This window comes from Chitinimonas lacunae, from assembly GCF_042650885.1.
Lineage (GTDB): Bacteria > Pseudomonadota > Gammaproteobacteria > Burkholderiales > Chitinimonadaceae > Chitinimonas_A > Chitinimonas_A lacunae.
In genome coordinates, this window is record NZ_JBHSBU010000001.1 from 947175 (window position 1) to 971041 (window position 23867).

General features: G+C 62.9%; 17 protein-coding genes. 4 read left to right on the plus strand and 13 right to left on the minus strand.

Features of this window, described 5'->3' with window-relative positions:
* Positions 1–17 precede the first annotated feature (17 nt).
* From mbnC to ACFOW7_RS04285, 12 genes are all read right to left on the minus strand, one after another.
* On the minus strand, positions 18–581 hold the full coding sequence (gene mbnC, locus ACFOW7_RS04230) for a methanobactin biosynthesis protein MbnC (RefSeq protein WP_378161377.1): 564 nt from the start codon (positions 579–581) through the stop codon (positions 18–20).
* The gene (gene mbnB / locus ACFOW7_RS04235) at positions 578–1384 is read right to left on the minus strand and encodes a methanobactin biosynthesis protein MbnB (RefSeq protein ID WP_378161379.1); all 807 of its coding nucleotides are present in this window, start codon (positions 1382–1384) and stop codon (positions 578–580) included. Before mbnB ends, mbnC begins: the two co-directional genes overlap by 4 nt.
* 166 nt (positions 1385–1550) lie before the next feature.
* Positions 1551–1643, minus strand: coding sequence for a methanobactin (gene mbnA / locus ACFOW7_RS04240; protein ID WP_378161381.1), 93 nt, complete (start codon positions 1641–1643; stop codon positions 1551–1553).
* A complete protein-coding gene (locus ACFOW7_RS04245) occupies positions 1625–2839 on the minus strand; it encodes an MbnH family di-heme enzyme (RefSeq protein WP_378161384.1) in 1215 nt (404 codons plus the stop codon). The genes mbnA and ACFOW7_RS04245 overlap by 19 nt, the downstream gene beginning before the upstream one ends.
* Positions 2836–3675: an MbnP family copper-binding protein gene (locus ACFOW7_RS04250; protein ID WP_378161386.1), complete on the minus strand. Its 840-nt coding sequence runs from the start codon at positions 3673–3675 to the stop codon at positions 2836–2838. Before ACFOW7_RS04250 ends, ACFOW7_RS04245 begins: the two co-directional genes overlap by 4 nt.
* 180 nt (positions 3676–3855) lie before the next feature.
* Positions 3856–5862 (minus strand): TonB-dependent receptor domain-containing protein, encoded by a 2007-nt coding sequence (locus tag ACFOW7_RS04255; protein WP_378161388.1) that lies wholly within the window; start codon positions 5860–5862, stop codon positions 3856–3858.
* 336 nt (positions 5863–6198) lie between these two features.
* Positions 6199–7263 (minus strand): methyl-accepting chemotaxis protein, encoded by a 1065-nt coding sequence (locus ACFOW7_RS04260; protein WP_378161390.1) that lies wholly within the window; start codon positions 7261–7263, stop codon positions 6199–6201.
* Positions 7254–8141 (minus strand): hypothetical protein, encoded by an 888-nt coding sequence (locus ACFOW7_RS04265; protein ID WP_378161392.1) that lies wholly within the window; start codon positions 8139–8141, stop codon positions 7254–7256. The genes ACFOW7_RS04260 and ACFOW7_RS04265 overlap by 10 nt, the downstream gene beginning before the upstream one ends.
* A 100-nt stretch (positions 8142–8241) precedes the next feature.
* Positions 8242–10569: an exo-beta-N-acetylmuramidase NamZ domain-containing protein gene (locus tag ACFOW7_RS04270; RefSeq protein ID WP_378161394.1), complete on the minus strand. Its 2328-nt coding sequence runs from the start codon at positions 10567–10569 to the stop codon at positions 8242–8244.
* Positions 10570–10620: 51 nt separating this feature from the next.
* Positions 10621–11070: a hypothetical protein gene (locus ACFOW7_RS04275; RefSeq protein WP_378161396.1), complete on the minus strand. Its 450-nt coding sequence runs from the start codon at positions 11068–11070 to the stop codon at positions 10621–10623.
* A 56-nt stretch (positions 11071–11126) separates the two neighbouring features.
* Positions 11127–12380 (minus strand): putative glycoside hydrolase, encoded by a 1254-nt coding sequence (locus ACFOW7_RS04280; protein ID WP_378161398.1) that lies wholly within the window; start codon positions 12378–12380, stop codon positions 11127–11129.
* 138 nt (positions 12381–12518) lie between these two features.
* A complete protein-coding gene (locus ACFOW7_RS04285) occupies positions 12519–13286 on the minus strand; it encodes a polysaccharide deacetylase family protein (RefSeq protein WP_378161400.1) in 768 nt (255 codons plus the stop codon).
* A gap of 228 nt (positions 13287–13514) precedes the next feature.
* Here ACFOW7_RS04285 and ACFOW7_RS04290 point away from each other — a divergent pair, with 228 nt between their 5' ends.
* From ACFOW7_RS04290 to ACFOW7_RS04305, 4 genes are all read left to right on the plus strand, one after another.
* Positions 13515–17192: a PAS domain S-box protein gene (locus ACFOW7_RS04290; RefSeq protein ID WP_378161402.1), complete on the plus strand. Its 3678-nt coding sequence runs from the start codon at positions 13515–13517 to the stop codon at positions 17190–17192.
* A gap of 13 nt (positions 17193–17205) precedes the next feature.
* Complete coding sequence (locus tag ACFOW7_RS04295) at positions 17206–17616, plus strand: response regulator (RefSeq protein WP_378161404.1); 411 nt, start codon at positions 17206–17208, stop codon at positions 17614–17616.
* A gap of 5 nt (positions 17617–17621) precedes the next feature.
* Positions 17622–19745, plus strand: coding sequence for a putative bifunctional diguanylate cyclase/phosphodiesterase (locus tag ACFOW7_RS04300; protein WP_378161406.1), 2124 nt, complete (start codon positions 17622–17624; stop codon positions 19743–19745).
* Positions 19746–19989: 244 nt separating this feature from the next.
* Positions 19990–22785, plus strand: a complete 2796-nt coding sequence (locus ACFOW7_RS04305) for a GAF domain-containing protein (RefSeq protein ID WP_378161408.1) — start codon at positions 19990–19992, stop codon at positions 22783–22785.
* Positions 22786–23076: 291 nt separating this feature from the next.
* On the opposite strand, the gene ACFOW7_RS04310 is transcribed toward ACFOW7_RS04305, so the two are convergent.
* Positions 23077–23562, minus strand: a complete 486-nt coding sequence (locus tag ACFOW7_RS04310; RefSeq protein ID WP_378161410.1) for a GNAT family N-acetyltransferase — start codon at positions 23560–23562, stop codon at positions 23077–23079.
* Positions 23563–23867: the final 305 nt, after the last annotated feature.

Here is a 23867-nt window from a genome sequence, read left to right on the forward strand (position 1 = left end):
GCTCCGGGCCTCACATTTCAACGGGGCAAGGCAAGCCAGCCCGGGAAATCCGCCAGCGTCGGCCCACTGAGCAGGAAATAGCCAAAGTGGCCCTCCGGCAGGGGCAAGGGTTCGGCCAGCGCCCAACGCTCCACTTCACGGCCGCCCGAGACGCTGCGTTGTTTCCACCCCACCGTCCAGGCCGGCGAATGGACACCGCCGAGCACGATACCGGCCGCCGCACTGCGATCGAGCACGGCCCAGCGGGCGGCCGAGGCGGCCATCAGTGTATCGAGCAGCTCGGGCGTCACCTGATCGCGCAAAGTCGACTGCAACAGCCACTGCCCGACCCAGAGATAGAACTGCCACCCCATCGACAGATCCTGCTCGGCCGCCCAGCGCATAAATGGCCGATAAATCGCCATGCCATCCGGACCGCTCAGTGTCAGCAGCGCCGGGCAGATATCGAATAGATTGTGCCAGTACATCCGCAAGCTGATATCGATGCGCACATAGGCGCGCGACGGTCGCGGCCATTCTTCCTGCCGCTCCGGCAGCAGCAACAGGTCGATCACCTCGGCTTCGACGGCCCCGGCGCTCATGCTGCCATCTCCGCCGCGGCAAAACACTGCCGCAGCCGCGCCAGGTCCTCTGCCACGCTCTCATAGTCGATCTGATCGTCCCGCTCATAGGTCAAGGTCGCCCCAGGCTTATCGAGCTGCCCACGCGCCTGGGCCAGAAACGCCAGGGTATCCGCCGCCAGCGCCCTGTCGTGCGAATCGACCGCTACCCGCTCATCGATAAAGGCAGTGCTGTAGCCGGCCACATGGAAATGCCGGGTCGATGCAATGACGTTCTGCCAGGCGGCCAGCGGCAGACCGCAGTTACGCTGGGCGCAGACGGCATTGGAAATATCGAACAGCACACCCGCACCGGTCTCCTGCCCCAGCCGCTCGAAAAAGCCCGGCGCGGCCAGACCGTCGTCGAGCAGCGAAGGATAGTTCTCGAAAAACACCTGCTGGCCGAGCAGTTCCTGCCATAGCGCCACACGTTGCCGGGCCCGTTCGTAGTCCGCCACATAATCGAACTCGGCCAGATGGAACAGCTGGCGGCCGCGATGGGAGAAGCGGGCAATATGATCCGACAGATAGATCGGTTGCAACAGCGCGATATACGGCCGCAGCCGCCGCGCCAGATCATGCAGCGTGGCCTCGTCGCATTCGAGGAATTTGGAAAACATGATGTGAAAGCCAACCGGACAGTCGAAGGCCCGGGCCAGTTCGTCGGGCGGGACTTGCAGGAAGTTGTCGATCAGCAGCTCGCAGTAATCGATCCGCCCTTCGCGGATCAGCCGCTGCACCAGTTCCAGCGTCTCGCCCAGGGTGAAATTGAAACCGATCTGCATGGGGTGGCGTCCTGTCCGGGTGGGTCTTGGGTGCGGGTGAAGGACCCGCAGATGAATTTATTTATTTTTAAATATCTTAAAAACCGGATCTTGCGATTATTTGTCCTGATTTTTTCCAAAAAAGGGACACATCGGCCACCGGTTGCCAAGGCGTCCCTTCCGGCGCTTACACCACGCCGCAGGAATGGGCGCAGCGCGAACCGGCGCGGCCGATCACCGAAACGGCCTGCTTATTGGCGATCACAATCTTGTTTTGCATGGCGGTACTCCTTTATCAGAGGTGGACGGGCACTTTGTCCCAGTGCCCAAGGGATGGCTCGCCGTCGAGACGGCGGACGGCGACCGGTCCGCTCGCCCTGCGGCAAACGGGTCGGCAAAACGTGGATTGGTGACGAAGTTGTGGTCGGTCAACGCTTGCAGAAACGCCACCAGATCGCGCACTTCGCGCTCGCTGACCCGAAAGCCCTCGATAAACTGGCTGCGCAGCGGGCTGGCACGCTGTCCGCGCGTCACCGCCATGCCTTTCTTGGCGTAATGGCTGCGGATGACGGCGGCCAGCGTCGGAATCGAGCCGTCATGCATATAAGGCGCGCTCAGCGCCACATTGCGCAGCGACGGCGTGCGGAATTTGCCCTCGTCGGCCGCCTCGCCGCTGAATTCGCGCAAGCCCTGCTGACCGGCCGGATAGGCACCCTGCCCGTTGAGATTGAATAAGCCGGTGTTATGAAAGCCGAGTTCCGGAAAAGCCAGGCGGCTGTGTTGCAGGTTGTCGGTGAAGTTGATGCCGCCGTGGCAGTGGTAGCACTCCATCTTTTCACCGAAGAACAGCCGTTCGCCACGACGGGCCGCCGCGGACAGGGCATTCTTATCGCCGCCGTAACGGTAGCGGTCGTAGGGCGAATCAAACGACAGCAAGGCCCGCTCAAATGCCGCAATCGCGCGCACCACGGTGGCAAGCGAGATTTCTCCGTCGGGAAAGGCCGCCTGGAATAGCGGCGGATAGTGCGGATCACTCCGCAGCCGCGCCAACAGTTCGGCCTCGCGCCCGGCCATTCCCATCTCGACCGGATGCTCGCCAAACAGCGGCACCAGAGCCTGCTGCTCAGGCTGTTTCAGATTGGGGTTGGCCCAGGTCAGCACTGGCAGATAGGCGATATTGGCCAGCGACATGGCATTGCGCACACCACGCTGACCGGTACTGCCAAACGGCAGCGGTCGCCCGTCGCTGAAGCCGCGGGCCTGCTGGTGGCAAGTCGCGCAGGACTGGTTCTGCCGCAGCGACAGACGCCGGTCGTAAAACAGATGGCGCCCAAGCTCCACCTTGGCTTCGCTCATCGGGTTGTCGGCGGGCACCACGGGCGGCGGTACCCAGGCCGGCAGCTTCCAGTCGTAAGCCGGCTCGGCGGCCACGGCCAGCGTGCTCAGCAAGGCCAGCCCCATGCACCAGCGTTTCATGGCGTCAGCCGGACGAACAAGCGCTGCATGGCGCCACCCTTGAGCCCCAGCGCAGCAAGAATGCCATGGCAGTCAGGGTCGTCACTGCCCGACATGCAGCCAGGCGGGCTGCCGGGCCAATTGCGGTCGAGCCGGGTTTGCGCAAGCAGGGCCGACAGGTCCACGCCCACCACATCGCTCTCGGGATCAAACTGCGGCAGTTCGACCTCGACCCGATTAGGCTGACTGCAGCGGCTGGCCGGTTCGGTCGCCGAGCCAGATTGGCAGCCCGTGCTGCCCAGATGAACCGGAAAGCCGACTCGGCCCTGTCCCACCAGTTCGAGCTTGAGAAAGCGATAGCCCCCCTGCCAGCTCCAGAACATTGCCGTCAGATTCAGCGGCGACGGCGCCAGCGTCACATCGGCGTGATTACGCGCAGGCGACAGTCCCAGGGTGAAGCGAAGGCCCCGATAGTCGCCAGCCGGCACCCGTCCACTGATCGCTTCATGCCGACCTGGGGTGCCATTACGACACGCGCCCTCACCATGCTCGAAATCGAGCAGGGCCACGTCCTCATGCTGCCAGACGCCATCCTGTTCGAGCGTGAGCGGGACGCTCCTGCCATCGGTCTTCAACAGAGCGACCGATGAGACATAAAAGCGCAGATCGGTAGCCGTAAGCGCTGCACCGGTGCGCCCCAACTGCTCGTAACGCTGACCGCAGACAAAAGGCCGCCCCTGCAAGCTCGCGGCAAACCGCAGCGTCACGGCACGGTCGGCCATGTCCGCCTGTGCAGGTACGCCTGCCAAGGCAAGGCCCAACAGCAGGCTGTAGGGACGGATACTGCCCAAGGTCATCGGTTCCTCCTCCTGGGGCCGTCGGTGCGGAATCGTCCGACGGGCCGGATAGTCGTCTGGTGCTGGATCGGAAGACAGGGCGGGATTGGTTGTTGTGGACCCGGTCTTGAGTGTTAAGCAGGATACTTTTCTTTATCTATATATCTAGCATCTAATCTTGAAGTGATTTGGCATTTTTTATTAAAACCCCGCACTGATCGCCAGCCGGTACGCTCTTCCCATCTCGGCAGTCCGTGCCGACGGGTTGGCGGACTGATAGACCACATAGTGCTTGTCGAACAGATTGCCGATGGCGGCATCGAGCCGTAGACGGTCGTGTCCGGCCCATCGCCAGCGCAGAAACAGATCGTGCACGCCATAGCCCGCCGTTCGCCGCGCAACGGTCGCGTCATCGTTCTGCGCCGCGACGAATCGGGCGCGCCAACTGGCATCGAGCTGCTCGCCATGCCAGTCCAGCGTCAGCACCAGCTTGTCGGGCGGGGCAAACAGCGATTCGCCGCTGTCGCGGTTGCGCACCCGCAGCCGGCTGTACGCCATGGCCAATTCCCAGGCACCCCGCCGATAGGCCGCCTCCAGCTCCGCGCCATGGCGTCTGGCCTGGGCTTCGTTGCGGCTCTGGAAGATCAGGCCGGTGCCTGAAAACGGCGCGCTGCGGGTATAGCGTCCGATCACGGCCGTCGAGATCAAATCCTCGACCCGCGAGCGAAACAGCGCGCCCTGAATGCGCAAGCGGTCACCCTCGGCCAGCCAGCCACGGCGACGATAGTGGAAACCGGCTTCGACGCCACGGTCGATTTCCGGCCGCAGCGCGGGATTCGGGACGAAATTGAACAGATATTGGCTGCCGCTGAGCGACATCCCGCTCTCGCTCAGCGAAGGCGCGCGGTAAGCCTCGGCGTAGCTGGCGTAGAGCCGCCCATCGCGCCCGACTGCGCCAGTCAGGGTGAGTTTGGGCGACAGACGACCCGACGTGTCTGTCGGGCCGGTGCGGTAGCGGTCCTGCCGCACGCTGGCGATCAATTGCAGCGAGGCGTTCAGCTCGACCTCGTCTTGCAGGAAAGCGCCATAGACGGTCTGCCGTCCTGCCGGCAGCACGGGGTTGGGCTGCCCATCGTCATCGGCATGCTGGCGGTCGCGGTAGACATCGAATCCATAACTGATCCGATGATGCCGACCACCTTCTTCAAGACGCAGACTGTGAAACAGATGGCCACCGACGGTCTCGGTCAGCGTGGCACTGCGGCGCAGATTGAAATCAGGATTGGCCTCGGCCTGCTGATCGAGTTCGGTGTGGTAGAGCCCAACGCTGAAAGCCGGCTCAGCCTCGGTATCCCCGACCGTCGCCCCGAGCGAGGTCTGTACCTGACGGGTGAGATGACGCTGAACCGGCACCTGACCCGGCCCTCCCAACGCCACATCGGCCTGTGGATTATTGGGCCGCAACACGCTCTCCCGATAAGCCCGATGGCTGAAATGCAGCCGGGTGCGCGCATCCCAGCCATAAGCCAGGGTGAGCAGCCCATTGGCCGAGCGGCCGGCATTGGGCCGCAAAGTGCGACCGGCACCTTGGCGGATACGGTCCCAATCGGCCACGGCCAGCGCGGCAACCCCGTCCAGATTGCCTGAGCGGCCATCCACCCGCGTCTGCACCCGTTTTGACAGGTCGCCCGAATCGACCCCGGCCCGCCATTGGATCGCGTGGCTTTCCTCCTCAGAGAGCCGCTCGCGCGCCGACAGGGTACGCAGCGACAGCACGCCACCAAGGCCACCATTGCCATAGAGCGAGGAACTCGCTCCACGCAGCACTTCGGCACCCTCCAACAGGAAAGGATCGATATAGAGCGGAGAATGCAGGCCCGATGCGGCATTGAGCCGGACACCATCGACCAGTACCGTGATCTCCCGCCCCGAAAACCCCCGAATCGTCGGCACCCGCCCAGCCGCCCGTGGCCCGCCGCCGAAATCCACATTGGGCAGATCCTGCAACACTTCGCCAACCGTACTGGCCTGCCGACGGACAAACTCCTCGCCCTCCACCCGGCTCACCGAGGCAGCGACCTGATGCTGCGGCGTGGCGGTGCGGGTGGCGGTGACGACGACGGTTTCCAGGCTGTCGGACGTTGCCAGCGTCGGTGGACAAGCGGTGAACGCCAACAACAGCGGACGGAGGAGAACGGGGGAATTCATGGGCGGCGACTATAGCAGCGCCGGGAAAGGAGACTGTGCGACATAAGGTCGCAGAACGAGACCGAGGCAGATAAAGGGAGTCGCAGGCTGGTCCCAGTCCATCACCCTCTGTGCTGGCGTCGGGTCGGACCGCGCAGAGGCTCAATTAGTGGTGCTCACTTAGCGCATTGCCGAACCATTCGGAGTCAGAGGGTTTCGACACCAAGCGTCAGAAACCTTGCTAGCGGCTCCGAGTTAGACGGGAACGCTTTCGCGTCCGAGCCGGGCCCGAACCAGTCCGGGACGCGCTTAAAAACGCAGGATCTGGAACACGTCCAGAATTATCCGTAAGCCGCGTCATCCCAACCTGAACACCGCCACCCGCCGCTCCAACTCCAGCGCCAGCGTGCGCAACTGCTGGGCGGTAGAGGCCGAGGACTCGGCGGCATGGGTGTTTTCTGTCGACATCTGGGCGATGGTTTCCACCTGACCGGCGACGTCGTTGGCGACGGCAGACTGTTCCTTGAGCGAATCCCTGATCTCGCGCACCGAATTGACCACCGAGGCCGAGCTGCGGCGTATCTGACCGATGGCCTCGCCGGCCTGAGCCGCCAGCTCCACCCCGCCTTCGACTTGTTGCACGCCGTCTTCCATCCGCTCGACCACGCCCTGGGTATTGCCCTGGATGCGCTGGACCAGGCTGGCGATCTGGTCGGTGGCGTCAGCGCTGCGCTCGGCCAATTTGCGCACCTCATCGGCCACCACGGCAAAACCTCGCCCGCTCTCACCGGCTCGGGCCGCTTCGATGGCCGCGTTCAGGGCCAGCAGGCTGGTCTGGTCGGCAATATCCTTGATGATACGCACAAAACCACTGATGGCTTCGGCATCGCGCCCCAGCGCGCTGACGCTGCCGGAAGCATTGCGTACCGACTCGGCAATCCGCCGCATGCTCTCAACGGTCCGCTCGATCACCACGCCGCCCTCGCTCGACATACGGCCCGACTCGGCCGAAGCCTGCTGCACTTCCTCGGCATTGCCAGCCATATGGTTGATGCTGACCGTCAATTCCTCCACCGCAGCCGCCATCGCCGCGGCCGCGTTGTTTTGCTCATTGGTCGAGGCGGCCACCTGGGTGCTGACCCCGGCAATATCGGTGGCCGCTCCCATCAGTTCGCTTGCGCCAGCACGAATCTCGCGCAAGGTAGCGCCAAGCTTTTCGGTCAACATCCGGGCGCTAGTGGCCACATGGCCCAGTTCGTCTTCGCCCGGCTGGGCCGATACAGCGCTGAAGTCACCTTCCGACAGCCGGGCCATTTCGCGTTCGAGCCGGCTGGAACGCTGGTTCAGGTCACTGGCAAAACCCGCGATCAGATAAGCCACCAACAGCAACATGCCGGCATTGAACACAATGCTCAGCGCCAACTTATCAATTCGGAGATCTTTTTGAAGTAGCCGGCGGCGTTCTGCCAATCGCCCGACTGCAACTGCCCGCCCATCTCGGCCCGCAGCGCCTGGATGCCTTCACGGACCGGCTGCCACTGCGCCACCATCTTGGCACCGCTGCTGGGATTGGTATCGCTGAGCAGTACCAGATCATTATCGATGTGCTCGATCAGTGACAGGATTTCACCGTTCACCAACATATCGAGCCGTCCGATCGTCTTCGGATCGACCGATTTGACCAAAGTGGCCGTCCAACCCCGGGTCTGACCGAGTCGCTCGCGCAGTCGGGGCAGCGTATCGATCATGGTGACGATCATGTAGTAGGCATCGGCCTCCGGATCGAGCAGCAGCCCCGTATCGCCTGCCACATGGTGGCGGTATTCATTGACCAAGGAAATCAACCGACTATGTTCAGCGAAATTGACCTCGACCGGCTTGCTGCGCCAACCCGACCTGATGGCCTGCCAAGCCGTGACAATGGCCTCACGCTGACTTTTCCATTGTCCGATATGGATATGCGGCAGCTCCCGCTCGCTGGCGATCTTCTGTAACGACTGATCGATGGTCGCAACAGCCTCGGCAATCGAGGCTTCCAGCGAGGAGTCGCCGTTGAGCAGCGCCGTGGAAGCACCGCGATGCACAGCAAGCGCCTTGGCCAAGGGGGTGAAATCCTGCAGATAGACCGCCCCCTGCCGCTCCACCTCATCGCGCACCACGGCGCGGTAGCCATCGCGCAGCGAACCACTCAGTATCCAGATTCCCGGCCCCACCGACAGCAGAAAGATCAGCAGAAATTTCCTGCGGAAACTCAAGCGTTGCGACAGTCTGCGTGCGGGCTGCAATAAGACTTCGAACATGGCTCCCCTTTCTCCTTGTCGGCTGCGTGATCGATGCGTGAGCGATAAGCCGGTTCAGTATGGACGATGAGATTGAGGATAGCGGGATCGGGCCATGGGATCAATACAGAAGATAACGCGCCCGCATCGCCTCGAACGCTCGCAAGGCCGGCTGCCAGTCCAAGGCCAGGGTATCGGGATCACTTCCCTGCCGCAGTCCTTGCAGCACGGCACGCGAGCCGATCATGCCAAGCGTGCGGTCGAGCCGGAAACGGTCGGGATAGAGCCTATACAAGCCCTGCGTCAGGTAAAGTCCCAAGCGGCTCATTTCGAACCGGTCGCGATCAAGCAGATGGAGCCGGATACCTTGGCAACGCTGACCAGCATACGGGCCACTGGCCGGGGTGAATTCGGCAGGCTCGATGCTGACACCCGCCAGCGCCTGACCATTTAGCCAATGGGCCAGCTTGTCACCGTCGATCCACGGCGCCCCAAGCAGACCAAACGGCCGATCGGTGCCACGGCCAACGCTGACATTGGCGCCTTCGACCAGCGCCACCCCCGGATAGAGCGTCGCCGCCGCCAGGGTCGGCAGATTGGGTGATGGCGCGACCCAGGGCAGGCCGGTGGCATCGAACCACTGATCGCGCTGATAGCCGCGCATGCTGATCACGCGCAGATCGGCGCCGATCCGATTTTCGCCATTGAACAGCCGCGCCAGCTCGCCCACCGTCATGCCATGGCGCACCGGCAGCGGGAAATAGCCGGTGAACGACAACAGATCATGGTCGAGCATCGGCCCTTCGATGCGATCGGCCCGGATCGGGTTAGGCCGGTCGAGCACGAATACCGGCAACCCACGCGGCGCCGCCGCTTCGAGGACATAGGCCAGCGTGCTGAGATAGGTGTAGAAACGCGCCCCGACATCCTGAATGTCGAACACCAGGGCATCGAGGCCGATCAGCATCTCGGCTGTCGGCCGGCGGGTCGCGCCGTAGAGACTATGGATCGGCAGCCGCCTTGCCGTATCGACGCCCGATTCGATCTTCCCTTCCCGATCGGCCGCAAAACCGTGCTCGGGGCTGAAGATCGCCACCAGCTCCACCCCGGGCGCGCTGCGCAGCAGATCGAGCGTCAGCCGGCCCTGGGCATCGACGGCGCTGCGGTTGCTGATCAGGCCGATCCGCCGCCCCACCAGTGCCTTGAACCCATCGGCTGCCAACACCTCGATGCCGGTCTGAAACGCCACCGGCTGCGACAGCGTGTCCCAGAACGGCGTCAACCACGGTTGCTCGGCCAACACCGACTCCCGCTGCCATGGTGCGGCCGAGGCAACCAGTGCGAGAATCTGCCGCCGCAGCGGCCGCACGTCACCCAGGCCATCAGGATGGTGACGATGGCTCAGCACCACCACAAAGCGGTCGCTGACCGGATCGATCCACAGCCCCGTGCCGGTAAAGCCGGTGTGGCCAATTGCCCCGACACTGGGTAGCTGCTCACGACCGGCCAGCAGCGGCGCCTCGAGCCGCCAGCCCAGACCGCGCCATTCGCGCTGACTCAACGGTATCTGCGGCAGCGTCATCGCGGCCACCGACTCGCGGCGCAAGATTCGGCGCCCATCGAGCTGACCGCCGCCCAGCACCATCCGGGCAAAGCGGGCAAGGTCATCGGCGCTGCCGAACAAGCCGGCATGACCAGCCACGCCGCCCATGGCGCGCGCAGTCGGGTCGTGTACAACGCCAATATTTACTTCTGTCGGAGCAATACGTAGGTACTTGGAGACATCAGGCAGAAACCCTGTATCCAACATCGCCAACGGACCAAAAATCCGCTCCTGCCCATAGCGCTGCAACGACAGACCGCTGACCCGCTCGACCAGATAACCCAGGGCGATGAAATTGAGGTCGCTGTATTCGACTTGCTGACCGGGCGGTGTCTGGAGCCGTTCGGCCGCCACGGCTTGCAGGATGGCGGCCCGGTCGCGCGGCCGACGCTGCGGCGGTAAGCCTGCCCGCAGACCCGAGGTATGCGCGAGCAGTTGACGTACCGTCACCGCCTGCTTGCCATGGACGGCAAACGACGGCCAGTAGCGGGCAACCGGCTCATCGAGCGCCAGACGGCCCTGTTCGGCCAGTTGCAGCACGGCGGTTGCCGTGACCAGCGGCTTGGTCAGTGAGGCCAGATCGAACAGCGTATCGGGCGTCAGCGGTTCGCTCACCGCTGCGCTGCGTCGATGACCGATGGTGGCGCGGTAACGCACCCCCGTGCTGTCGCCGATCAGCACCACCGCGCCCGGCAGCCGCCCAGCCCAGATTTCCCGCTCGACCAGCGCCGGCACGGCACTCCAGGTCCGCAACTGCTCAGCCGTCGGCGGCGCGGCCAATGCCGCAACGGAGAGGAAAAAGGCTCCGAGCATTGCTGCCTGGAGCCACCGTAGTCCATCGATCATCGCTGCCATCCTTTCAGCCTGTCTTGCCCGATCAGTTCTGCTGGGCAGGAATCAATCATTGGCATGCCAGGCTGCCCATTCGTCTTCGTCGGAAAAACCGCCGATCACGCAGATCACCCAGTGATGGACCTTACGCGCAAAATAGCCGCTGGCCAGCAGGCCCCCTATACAGAAGAGCCATTCCGTCCACCTCGATGGCTCATGGATATCCAATGGCTGATTGAACAAGAACTGACAGACAAGCAAGGCGATTGCGCCAAGAATGAAAAAAATCGGCAGGCACATAGCCACAGCTATCGTTCGATACAAAAAGAACCGCATATTGCGCGCAATAAAAGTCCAACCACTCATCCAAGTCAGCCCAAACAGGCGACTCCATCGACTCGACCTCCCCATAGCGCCCGGCATCGACCCAGGCACCGCCTGCGCATTTCCCGGCAAATCGAAGTCGCCGCCAAAGCTGATGGAGCGCTGTACACCTGCGCCTTGAGCTTGGGACACGCCGACGCCGAACTGGCTGGAAGTACGCCAGCGTGCCAGCGGATCTGTCAGCCAAGCTATCCGCCATCCTTCTTCAACCCGGCCGCGCTATAGCGATTGCGCGGATTCCATAACAGCCAGCCGGCGCTGTCGTTCTTCTCGGAGGCATCGATCTGGCGGCGGATTTCCTTCTCGCCGAATTCGCGCCGATCAAAGCCGTAATCTCGGAACGCCTGCAACCAGGGCCGGAAGCGTACTCCAGGCAGACCGCTGCGTTCACGCGACTTGGCCAGCGTGCGGTCGATCAGCTCGAAAGGCGTTGCCACCGGGTTACGGTAGCCCGGGATGCCTAAATGAAAGCCCGAGGGATAGAGCATCGGCGAAATATAGTCGAGCGACTCGCCCAGCCGTTCGATCTGCTGGCCGATCTCGGTGTCGTCGATATTCCACGCCACATAGCCAAATACATCAGCCGAGACGAACACGTTATAAGGCGTCAGCCGCCGTCGTGCCTCGGCCAGAAAGCCGCTGATGGCCTCGACCCGGTTTTCCCGTGTATTGGGTTTGGAAAAGCGCAGACCGCGCGTATCGGGAAAGCGCACATAGTCAAACTGGATTTCATCAAAACCCATCCTGGCCGCTTCTTCCGCAATATCGATCACATAGCGCCACACCTGCGGGTGGAACGGCTCGACCCAGGCCAGCTTCTCACGATCACGCCAGATATTGCCGTCGCTGCCGCGGATCGCCCATTCGGGATGGGCGGTGGCAAGCAGGGTGTCCTTGAACACCACCACCCGGGCAATCAGATAAATATTGCGCTGCTTAAGCTCGCCAATCAGCGCCGGCATGTCGCGCACCGTGGTGATCCGGCGGGCGCCGATCCGCTCGGCCATCTCGACCCGGCTGGCGTAGGGGATCATGGCGCGGTCGCCTTTGACATCCACCACCAGGGTATTGAGTTCGGTCTGCTCCAGCAGATCGAGCGCCGCCTGACGGATCGGGCGGCTGCCGATACCGTAGAACGATAGATAGATCCCCTTGGCCCGGAACGACTGCAAGGGAAATAGATAAGGGGCAGAACGGCCCGGCTCGACCGTGAAGCCGTGCCGTTGGTAGCCCGGGGCACGGACGCCGACATGGCGCTCGGGCCCGTCGAACTGGACCCGGCCATCGGCGCCGCTGGTCAAGGCGCGCCCCCCCACCGTGACAATCGCACCGGCAATCGGCGCCTTGGTTCGACTGTCGATCACCTGCCCCGACCAGGGCCAGGCCGAACTTGCCAACAGCAGGGCCACCAACGCTGCCCGCCACGATTGCTTGCTGATCATGCCTTCACCTTTGTCCGTACCGGCCCCAGCTCGGGCCGGCCAGTGTAAACAATCCTCCTAATATATTTATTTTTCTTTTATTTTGTTACTAAGTCTTTGAATGGTTTTGCAGAAAAATTTCCAATCGATAATTTCTCCCTAACGCTCCCCTGCCACCAGTCTGGCGAAGGCCCGGTCATCGATTGCTTCGACCATCAGATAGCGCGGCAGCGCCATCGGCCGCTCGCTACGGCTGACGGGTCGGCCGTCGATGGAAAACGCTGCCCGGTAGCCGGCCGCCGCGGCTTGCTGTTCGAGTTCGGCGTCATAGATGCCAAACGGCCAGGCCAGCACATCGATGGTCGTGCCGAAACGGGTTTGCAGCCGACTGCGCGCCCGGCCCAGTTGCTGCTCGACCAGGGTGCGGTACGCCTCGGGACTCAGGCGGCGCTTTTCGATCTTGAAATTGGGATGCCAATAGGTATGGGATTGGATATCGATAGCCCCGCCGGCCACCAGTTCGTGCAGTTGTTCCCAGCTCATGGCATAGCTGGCGTTGGAGATGGCGGAGGGATAGATGAACAGCGTCACCGGCACCTTGTAGCGCCGCAACAGCGGCCGGGCGGCTTCGTAGACCGAGCGGTGACCGTCGTCAATGGTGATGACCACCGGGCGCGGCGGCAGCGCCGGGCCACGGCCGGCCAGATGATCAAGCAGTTGGCGCAGCGGGATCACGCTATAGCCGTTGTCGGCCAGATAGCGCAACTGGCGCTCGAAGGTAGCGGTACGTATCGTCATGCCGTCGCTGACGCTGGGCCCGAAGCGGTGGTAACACAGCACCGGTACCCGCACCTCGCCCACCTGCCGATCGGCCGCCGACACCACAGTGGCCCAGATCAGGCAACACAGCCACAAGATCCTACGCATCGCTGGCAATCCCCGCTTGAACGGTAAGGGACGCCCACACGGGGCGCCTCGAATCCATCCTAGCAAGTTTGTCACCCGGTCTGCCGAACACCCATGCTGCAACGCAATCCAGCCAGGCTGAAGAACCGTCCGGTGCGGTCTACACTGTTCTTGGTATCAGTTCGTCCGCTGGCGGACCACAGACAACAACAGGATGACCATCGAGTCGTCCGCTGGAGGGCAATATTCATGGCGGTCACGCCGCACGCTCCATTCCTCGCTCCGACCGTACCGCTACTACTGCTGCCCTCGCTGCTGCTGGGCCTGATGGTCGTGGGTACGGCCCTGTTCTGTCTCTATCTGTCGAGCCTGCCCGGTGCCGTCGCCACCTTCTGGCTGCCCAATGCCGTGCTGGCGGCCGTGCTGGCCCGTACCTCACCACAGCAATGGCCAACCTGGTGCAGCATTGCCGCCTTGGCGGTACTCAGCGCCAATCTGCTCTACGGCAATGACTGGCTGATGAGTGTGGCCCTGATCCTGCCCAATCTGATCGACCCGTTGGTGGTCGCTGCTTTTCTGCGGTACAGCCAGCCCGCTGAAGGCTTCAGCTTCTCGCGCCCTGCCGACACGCTGGCCGTGCTGGGCACAGCCACCCTGCTGGGTCCGCTCAGCGGCATGGTGGTCGGGATTCCCTTGCTGTACTGGCTCAAGGACCTGCCGCCGCTCGAGACGGCGATCAAATGGTATGCCGGCGCGGCAGTCGGCACGCTGGCCATGCTGCCGCTGGGACTCTCGGTATCGCTGGCCCAATGCCGCCTGTTGCTGACCCACAGCCGCCGGCTGTTTGAATTCCTCGGCTGGTTGCTGCTGGTGCTGCTGATGCCCTGGCTGCTGCACCGCGTCTCCACCCCATTTGTCTTTATCGGCCTGCCGCTGCTGCTTGCCGCGATGCGTCTGCCGCTGCTACAGAGTCTGCTGTTGAATCTGGCTGCCACGATTGCAGTAGTGGGACTGGCGGCCGCCGGTGTCTTTCCTCTGCGCCCGCTGCTGCCGGGCAGCTCGGCCATCCTGGGCTATCTGCCGCTGGCGCTGACCATCCTGCCGGCGTTTATCCTGGCCACCCTCAACCATATCGCCGATACCCGCCATCGTGCCCTGGCGCTCAGCGAATCGCGTTTTCGCAGCGCCATGGAACACTCGGCCATCGGCTTTGCCCTGGTGGGGCTCGATGGCCGGCTGCTTGAAGTCAATCCGGCGCTATGCACCATGTTGGGCTACCCCGAAGCGGAGTTGCAGGGACGGCAGCTCAATGAATTCGTGCCAGCCGACGAACAAGCCTTGCAACAGAATCAGGCATTGCTGCAAGGCTGCTTGCCGAGCTACCAGATCGAGCAGCGTTACCGCTGCCGCGACGGCCAGGCCCTGTGGGGACTGCTCTCGGTATCGCTGGTACGCGACCGCGAAAGCCGGCCGGTCTATTTCGTCGTGCAGATCAAGAATATCGAACAGCGCAAACAGGCCGAACAGCGGCTGGCCGAGAGTGAAGTCCGCTTTCGGGCGGTCGCCGAAACCGCCCATGACGGTCTGATCTCGGTTGACAGCGAACGACGCATCGTCTACTGCAACGCCGCGGCCGAGCGGCTGTTTGGCTATTCGGCCAGCGCAATACTGGGCTTTCCCATCGACCGGCTGATCCCCGATTGCCCGGCCCCGGCCGAGGAAGCCAATCCACCTGGTCAGGCCATAGGCGAGAAAACCGCTCAGGGAATGACAGCGCCACCGGGCGCCCCCACCACACCAGACAGCCTCGCCCCACGCCATGAACTCGAAGGGATACGCCGCGACGGCAGCCGCTTTACCCTCGAACTGTCGCTGGCCGGCTGGCGGATCGGTGAGCGGCGCTTTTTCACGGCCATCCTGCGCGATGTCAGCGAACGGCAGCGCATCGCCCACCAACTGATCGAGAGCGAAGCGCGCTTTCGGGCGGTAGCCGAGACGGCCAACGATGCCTTTATCTCGGCCGACGAACGCGGCCGTATCACCTATTTCAATGCCGCCGCCGAGCGCATCTTCGGCTATCGCGCCGAGGAGATCATGCAGCAGTCGATCGAACTGCTGATTCCGCAGCGCTACCGCCATCTGCACGAATTCAGCATGCAACGGGCGGTGATTGCCGGCCACGGCGATGCCGTGCCCCTGATGGGCGGCCGCACCCGCGAGCTCGAAGGCTTGCGCCGCGACGGCCGCGAATTCCCGCTGGAAATCTCGCTTGCCACCTGGAGCCTGTCGGGCCGCCAGTATTTCACCGCCGTGATCCGCGATATCAGCGAACGGCGTCAGGCCGAGCGGCGTGCCGCCGCCGACGAGGCACGCTGGCGTTTTGCGCTCGAAAACGATGCCCAGGCTGTCTACGACTGGAACCTGGTCAGTGACACGCTGTTTCGCTCCGATACCTGGCAACGCCTGCTGGGCGCTTCCGAACCCGATACGGAGTCGGGCGACTGGATCGCCCGGCTCCATCCCGACGATGCCGAAACGGTGCGGCAGGCGCTCGACGCCCATTTGCGCGGCGATACCGAAATCTTCAGTTGCGAATACCGCTTCCGCCACCATGACGGCCACTATCTATGGCTGCACGATCACGGCCGGGTCATCGAACGCGACCGCACCGGGCGGGCGCTGCGGATGGTCGGGGTGCAGCGCGACATCTCGTCCGAGAAGGCCGCCGCCGAAGAGCGGCAGCGCCTGCTCGACCGGATTACCGTCGCGACCCAGGCCGTGGGCATCGGGATCTGGGAATGGGATATCAGTGATAACAGCGTGGTCTGGGACCAGCGGATGCTCGAACTCTACGGGCTGCCCGCACCACCGAGCGATTACGACGGCTGGCGCGCCACTCTCCACCCGCACGATATCGATCGGACCGAAGCCGAAATCAGCCTGGCCCTGTCGGGCTGGGTGCCTTTCGATGTCACCTTCCGCATTGTCCGCCCCGACAGCGAAGTCCGGGTGCTGCGCGGTGTGGCACGCATCCTGCGCAATGAGCGCGGGGCGGCGCTGCGGATGGTGGGGACCAACTGGGATATTTCCGACAGCGTGCGGGCCGAGCGCAAACTCAAGGAAATCAACGACAGGCTGCAAAAGAGCTATCAGGACATCGCCGCTGCCAACGAGGAAGTACGCAACTTCGCCTATATCGTGTCGCACGACCTGCGCTCGCCACTGGTCAATGTGCAGGGCTTTGCCGGCGAGCTGCGCTACGCCATCGGCGTGCTCGACGAGCAGTTGAACAACCATGGCACCGCCCTGCCCGAGGCGGTACGTGAGCGCTGCCGCCAGTTGCTGGCCGAAGACATGCGCGAGTCGCTCGACTTTATCAATACTGCCGTCAACCGGATGGACCGGCAGATCGCCGCCGTCTTGCGGCTGTCCAGGATGGGCCGTCAGCAGTTGCAGGTCGAACAGGTCGATCTGGCGGCCTTGACCCAGAATATCGTCGCCACCTTGAATCACGATCTCGAATCGGCCGAGGGCAGCGTCACACTGGCCCCGCTGCCCACGGTACAGGGCGACCGGCAGGCGCTTGAGCAGATACTGGGCAATCTGCTGTCCAATGCCGTCAAGTATCGCCAGCCAGGCCGGCCGCTGCATATCGTCGTCTGGGCCAGCCAGAGCAGCCGGGGAATGTCTCTCCATATCATGGACAACGGCCGTGGCATCGCGGCCGAGGATATTCCGCGTGTATTCGAGCTGTTTCGCCGGGTGGGTGTACAGGACAGCGCCGGTGAGGGAATGGGACTTGCCTATGTACAGGCACTGGTAAAGCGCCACCAGGGCCGAATCTGGTGCGATTCGGAACCGGGCGAAGGCAGCGTATTCCATGTATTCCTGCCTCCCGCTCCCGGGCACACGCCCTGGGGCGCCTAGCAAGGAGACCACGATGGACCCCAATGCCACCATCCTGGTGGTCGACGACGATCCGGGCCATGCCCGTCTGGTGGAAAAGAACCTGCGCCGCAGCGGGATTGCCAATGCCATCCATCGCTTTGGCAGCGGCGCCGAGGTGCTGGCATTCCTGGCCAGCCCGCAGTATTCCAGCCAGGCACTGGTACTGCTCGACCTCAATATGCCCGGCATGCACGGCCAGCAGGTGCTGGCCCGGATCAAGAACGACGCTCATACCCGCCATCTGCCCGTGATCGTGCTGACTACCGCCGAGGATGGTGCCGAGATGCGCCGCTGCTATGAACTGGGTTGCAATTTCTATCTGACCAAGCCCGTGCATTACGACGACTTTGTGGCAACCGTGCACAAGCTCGGCCTGTTTCTGTCCATCGTCGCCATTCCCTGACGGCCATGACCATCGAACCCACCATCCTGTATATCGAGGACGATCCTGGCCAGGCCCGCCTCGTACAGCGCCGTCTCCAGCAGCACCGCTACAAAGTAATGCTGGCCGAGTCGCAGACCCAGGCGCTGGCCGCCGTGGACGGCTTTCGCTTCGATGTGATCGTCACCGATTACCGGCTGCCCGATGGCGACGGCCTCGAGCTGCTGGCCCAGTTGCGCCAGCGCGATCTCGATATTCCGGTCATCGTGCTGTCGATGCTGGGCGATCTGCGGGTAGCGGTCGAGGCGATGCAGCTCGGAGCCGCCGACTATCTGCCCAAGGATGTCGAAGGACGCTATCTCGACCTGTTGCCGGCCGCCGTCAACCGCTTTCTCGAAGCCCATCAGCTGCGTCAGGCCAAGGTGCAGGCCGAACGCTCACTCACCAGCGAACGTACCCTGACCCGGGCGGCGGTCGATCAGATCAGCCAGGGGCTGTGCGTGTTCGATGCCCTGTTCCGGCTGCAATTCTGCAACCGTCAGTTCCAGACCCTGTTCCAGTTGCCCGAAGAGGTGATCCTGCACGGCACCCCGCTTGAGACCCTGGTGCGGCTATGGCTGTTACGGGGCGACTACGGCAGCGAAACCTCGGTCGCCACCTTGCTTGCCAACGAACAGGACGCGCTGAGCTGGACCGACCATCCGACCGAGCGGCTCTGCCCCAATGGCCGGCTGACCGAAGTGGTCAGCCATACCATGCCCGACGGCGGCTATGCCGTGACCTACACCGATATCACCGAGCGCAAGCGCACCGAGGACTACATCAGCCATATCGCCCACCACGATGCCTTGACCAAGCTGCCCAACCGGCTGCTGCTGCAAGACCGGCTGGCGATGGCGCTTGAACGGGCCAAGCGCTTTGGCAATCAGGTCGGCTTGATGGTGATCGATCTCGATCTGTTCAAGCGGATCAACGATTCGCTGGGCCACCATATCGGCGATGAACTGCTGATCGAGGTGGCTGACCGCCTGCGTGCCGTGGTGCGGGCGACCGATACGGTGGCGCGGATCGGCGGTGATGAGTTCGTGGTGCTGCTGCCCGATCTCAACGAGGCCGAATCGCTGCATCGGGTCGCCACCAATCTGGTGCAGCAGATCGGCCGGCCGGTGCTGGTCGGCTCGCACCGGCTTCAGGTCGGCTCCAGTATCGGTATCGCGGTCTGCCCGCAGGATGGTGACGACGCCCAGACCCTGCTCAAGCATGCCGACAGTGCCATGTACGCCGCCAAACGGCTGGGGCGTGGCCATTATCAGTTCTTCACCCGCGATATGGCCGAGCAGTCGGAACAGCATGTGGCGCTCGAACAGGCATTGCAGCTGGCTCTCTACCGCCAGGAATTCCGCCTGCATTTCCAGTTGCAGGTCGATCTGACGCAAGGCCGGCCATTGGGGATCGAAACCCTGCTGCGCTGGCAGCATCCCGAACGCGGCCTGCTCGCGCCGGCCGAGTTTCTGGCCCAGGCCGAATCGGGCGGCTTGACCCTGGCATTGGGAGAATGGGTACTGAGCGAGGCCTGCCGACAGTTCCGGCCATTACGGGCGGTACTGGGCATGGGCGCTTTCCTGGCGATCAATCTGTCGCTGCGCCAATTTGAAAACAAGCAGCTGCTGTCGCAACTCGACGCCGTGCTGGCAGAGAGCGGCCTGCCCGCTTCCTGTATCGAACTCGAACTGACCGAGGCCATGCTCGATCTCGACAGCAGCGCCAGCACCCTGGGTGCCTTGCGCGAGCACGGTTTCCGGCTGACGCTCGATGACTTTGGCACGGGACCGGCCAGTCTCAGCCTACTGGCCCGCCATCCGCTCGACCGGCTCAAGATCGACCGCAGCCTGGTGCAGCAGATCAGCCTGGGCGGCCGCCATCGCGCGCTCGTCGGCGCCGCGCTGGGTCTGGCACATGGACTAGGGATGCAGACGGTCGCCGAAGGCGTGGAGACCGAAGAACAGTTGCAATGGCTGCGCGAATACGGCTGCGAAGCTGCCCAGGGCTTTTTGTTTGCCGAAGCGGTGCTGGCGACCGAGTTGCCCGACCGGCTGTATGCGCTCAGTCATCATCCGCTGTGCAGCGAACAGCCGGCTTCGTTGGCCTGAGTGATGCAAGAAAACAAGCAAAGAATAATTTATATTATTTTAATTTCCCTACCTCACCAAATCTTGCAACGATTTCGCCGGTTTTTTGATCTTTTATCGCAATGCCTGCCTGTCAACCCGGAACATCAAGTTATGGCTCGCCATGCCGATTGCCCAAGCCGGCCCCAGCAACTACTTTGGTAGCTGACTGATCACGATGATTCCCTCACCAAATTCGCGCCCCCTGACTGAAAACGCCGAGCGCATGCGCCTATCCGAACAGCCCCTCTTCCCGCTTCGCTGGCCGGCGCTACGCCACTGGCCCATTCAAGCGCAACTGCGGGCGCTGGTGTTGGCGAGTCTGCTGCCGCTAGCCTTGTTGATCGTGATCGACGTCATCAGTTCGGCCCGCCATGCGCTCGATTCAGCCCGCAATGAAACCCGCCATTTGATCGAAGACGCCACGCGCGATATTGAACATATCGTGCTCGATACCGAGCGCACCCTGGCGGTATTGGCCAGACGGCCGCAGGTGCAGCAGGCCGACCGGTCCAATTGCGACCCGATCTTCCAGAATGTCGGGCTGATGACGCCCGATTTCACCCGTCTGGCGCTGCACGCCCCCGACGGCCAGCCGCTCTGCGGCGCGGCCCAGGCGACCAGCCCGACTTCCCTATGGTTTAGCGAGGGACTGCGCAGCCCCGGTGTGGTGCTGGGCGACGCCCGTTTTGACCAGAACAGCCAGCGCTGGTATCTGATGCCGACCCTGGCCGTGCGCGACAATAGCGGGCAGGTGACGGCACTGCTGTCTTTGCAGATCGACCTGCCCGCCTTGCGCAGCCGGATCTTCCCGCATGCTCTTCCCTCGCAGCAGGCCCTGGCCGTGCTTGACCGTCAGGGGCGGTTTCTGGTGCGGACACCCGACAGTCAGACCTGGGTCGGCCGGACCACCAGCGACGTGGATGCGATCCAGCGCATGGCCTTTCAGCCCGATGGCGGTTTCGAGCGGGCCGTCGACGTCGATGGCATTACCCGCCTGCGCAGCTATCGACCGCTGCCTGGCAGCGGCTGGACCGTGATCGCCGGGATCGACGAGAACGCCGCGCTCGCCCCTTACGAGTGGCGTCTGGCGCTCGGGATCGCCCTGGGGATCGCCGTGTTATGGCTGGCCTTGACGCTGGCCCGCCACCTCGGCCAGTTGATCGCGGCACCGGTACACGAGCTCGAGCGGGTGGCCATTGCGGTCGCCAACGGCGACGGTTCGGCACGCGTCACGGAAGACGGCCCCTCCGAGCTGCTGATCGTGGCGCGCGAACTGAACCGGATGCTCGACCTGCGGGCCGCCCAGCAACTGGCGCTCAAAAGCAGCGAAATACGTTGCAGTGGCATTATCGACGCTGCCATGGACGGCATCGTCGCCCTCGACGAACAATGGCGCATCGTGCTGTTCAATGCCGCAGCCGAAAAGATCTTCGGTTATGCCAGCACAGCGGTGGTCGGCATGCCGTTCCAGACCCTGCTCTCCGGCGACCATAACGCCATGCTGCGGGCTTTCGAGCTGTCGGGTGAGGGCCATCGGCGGCTGCCGGGCGACCTCAATGGCCTCAGGGCCGATGGCGAAATCTTCCCGCTCGAAGCCTCGATCACCCGGCTGCCCGATGCCGGCCAGACCGTCTATGCCGTCACCCTGCGCGATATCGGCGACCGCCGCCGCGCCGAAGAGGCGCTGTACCGGCATCTGCAACTGCTCGAATCATTGCAGGACCTGGCCCAGGCCATTCTGGCCGCCCATCTGCCACAGCAGGTGGCGCAGATCGGTCTGCAACGGCTGCATACTCTGGTGCCATTCTGGGATGGCTCCGTCACCGTATTCGATATGGAGGACGAGGAAGCCACGGTCCAGGCCCGCGAGCATCAGCCTGGCAGCCCTTCTTCAAACAGTAAACGGATTTCCTTCGACAACTACGGCCGCGACGATATCGAGCGGCTGCGCGAGGGCCGGCCATGCCGGGTGGCCGATCTCGACAGCCTGGCGCAGCGGCCGCCGCTGCTTGAGCAATGGCGCCGTCAGGGCGTGCGCTCGTATCTGCGCCTGCCCATCGTGGCCGAGGGACAGTTGCTGGGCGCACTCAATCTTGCTTCCGACCAGTTGGGCGGCTTTACCCAGCACCAGCTCGGCATCGCCCAGGCCTATACCGGCCTGATGGCGATTGCCCTGCAACAGGCCCTGCTGCGTCAACGCATCGAGCGGCTCAACCATGTCTATGCGGTCCTGAGCGGCATCAATGCGCTGATCGTGCGCTGCCACGACCGCGAGGCCCTGTTTGACGGCACTTGCCGGATCGCCGTCGAAGCAGGCGCTTTCCGCATGGCCTGGGCCGGGGTGATCGATCCGGCCACCGGCGAAGGCCAGGTGGTGGCCTGTTATGGCGGCGATCAGGAATATATCGATGCGGTTCATCTGACCATCCACCCCGACACGCCGTACAGCGAGCGCCCCGCCTGCCGGGCGCTGCGCACCGGCCAGCCGGTGGTATGCAATGATCTGACCGTTGACCCGTCGCTGGGTGTCTTGCGCCATCCGCTACAAAAGATGGGGATCAATGCAGTGGCCTGCCTGCCTTTGCGGATCGGCGACGAGGTGCCTGCCGTATTCACCCTGTTCTCGGGCGCCCCCAATGCCTTCGACCATGAAGAAATGCGGCTGCTGGGCGAGCTGGCCGACGATATCGGCTTTGCCCTGGCCCATATTGCCGCCACCGAGAAGCTCGACTATCTGGCCAAGCTGCCGGTACAGGCACTCAAGATCGACCGCAGCTTCATCACCGCCATGCTGGAGCAACCCGATGCGATGACCCTGGTGGCAGCCATCGTGTCGCTGGCCCATTCACTGCGTCTGGCCGTGGTGGCCGAAGGGGTGGAAACCGAAGAGCAGGCCCAGGCCCTCAGCCGGCTAGATTGCGATGTGATGCAGGGCTATCTGTTCAGCCAGCCACTGTCGGCCGAGGCGATGCGACAGTTGTTGAAGCAGCACCAGCATATTGCGACGCCGATCTGGTGATACTGTTTCGCCTTGAAAAAGGCGTCCAGACCAGGTCTATTGGAGCGTGCGGTCCGAAGCCAGCAAAGTCTCCACGCCCGCCTCTGTACCGAGAGCAACCGTAGTGCCTCACACCATGTTTCGGCTGATGCAATCTATTGATTTTTACGGTTTTGAGGCTGTTTCTGAACAGAAGCGAAGCATGGGGCTTATTTGGCGTCCGAGCCGAATGCGGACCCGCCTCAGTCGCTGTGTAGAGGCATAAGGGCTGGGAGGGTTTGGACGCCAAGTGAAAGGAGCATTGCTCAAGCCCTAGGGATTGCCATCCCCCAGCGACTTTTTCATTTTCATGCTGGTCGGCACATAGCCGAGTTTTTCGTACAGGGCGAAAGCGCCTTTGTTGTGACCAAAGACATGCAGGCCAATGGCATCGAGCCCCATCTGGCGCACCCGCTGCTCCAGTGCCAGGAAAGCCTGGGTGGCGTAGCCCATGCGGCGCCATTTCGGGTCGATGGCGATATCGTAGACAAACGCCTCGCGCTGGCCGCCCTGCTCGCAGATGCCGAACCACAGCATTCCCACTTCGGTCTGCTCTTCCTCGGCATAGAGGTTGAACAGATAGTGATCAGGTGTGGCCAGCCCTTGCGGCAGCAGTGCCCGGTGTTCCGAGCGGGCCTTTTCCAGCGCTTCTTCCTTGCTCCACACCCCGGCCTTGAGCTTGTCGGTGGCGTAATCGACCACTGCGGCATCGAGATAACGCCGGAAATCGTTTTCCTGCATCGCTCGCAATACAACCATTTTTTCCTCCGAATGCCTGCCGTCGGTTTGTCCGTTTTGGTGCAGCAAACGTGGTGCCCGGTTCAATTACATCTTTCGAGCCAAGTCGCTGCTAGCAGGGGGGCGATATTTGAACATATTAGAAAATAATATCCAAGAGTCTTTTTATTCCTGGCGGTTAGATGCGACACATTGCACTGGCTGAGGGGGCAAACTGGGTCTCTGGCAGAACAGGCGTCAGGATAACGCAAGCCAAGGGGGAAAAATGGTCGATACTAAAATTTTGCGCAAAATACTAACAAGGTACAGAGCCAATAAATGCACAT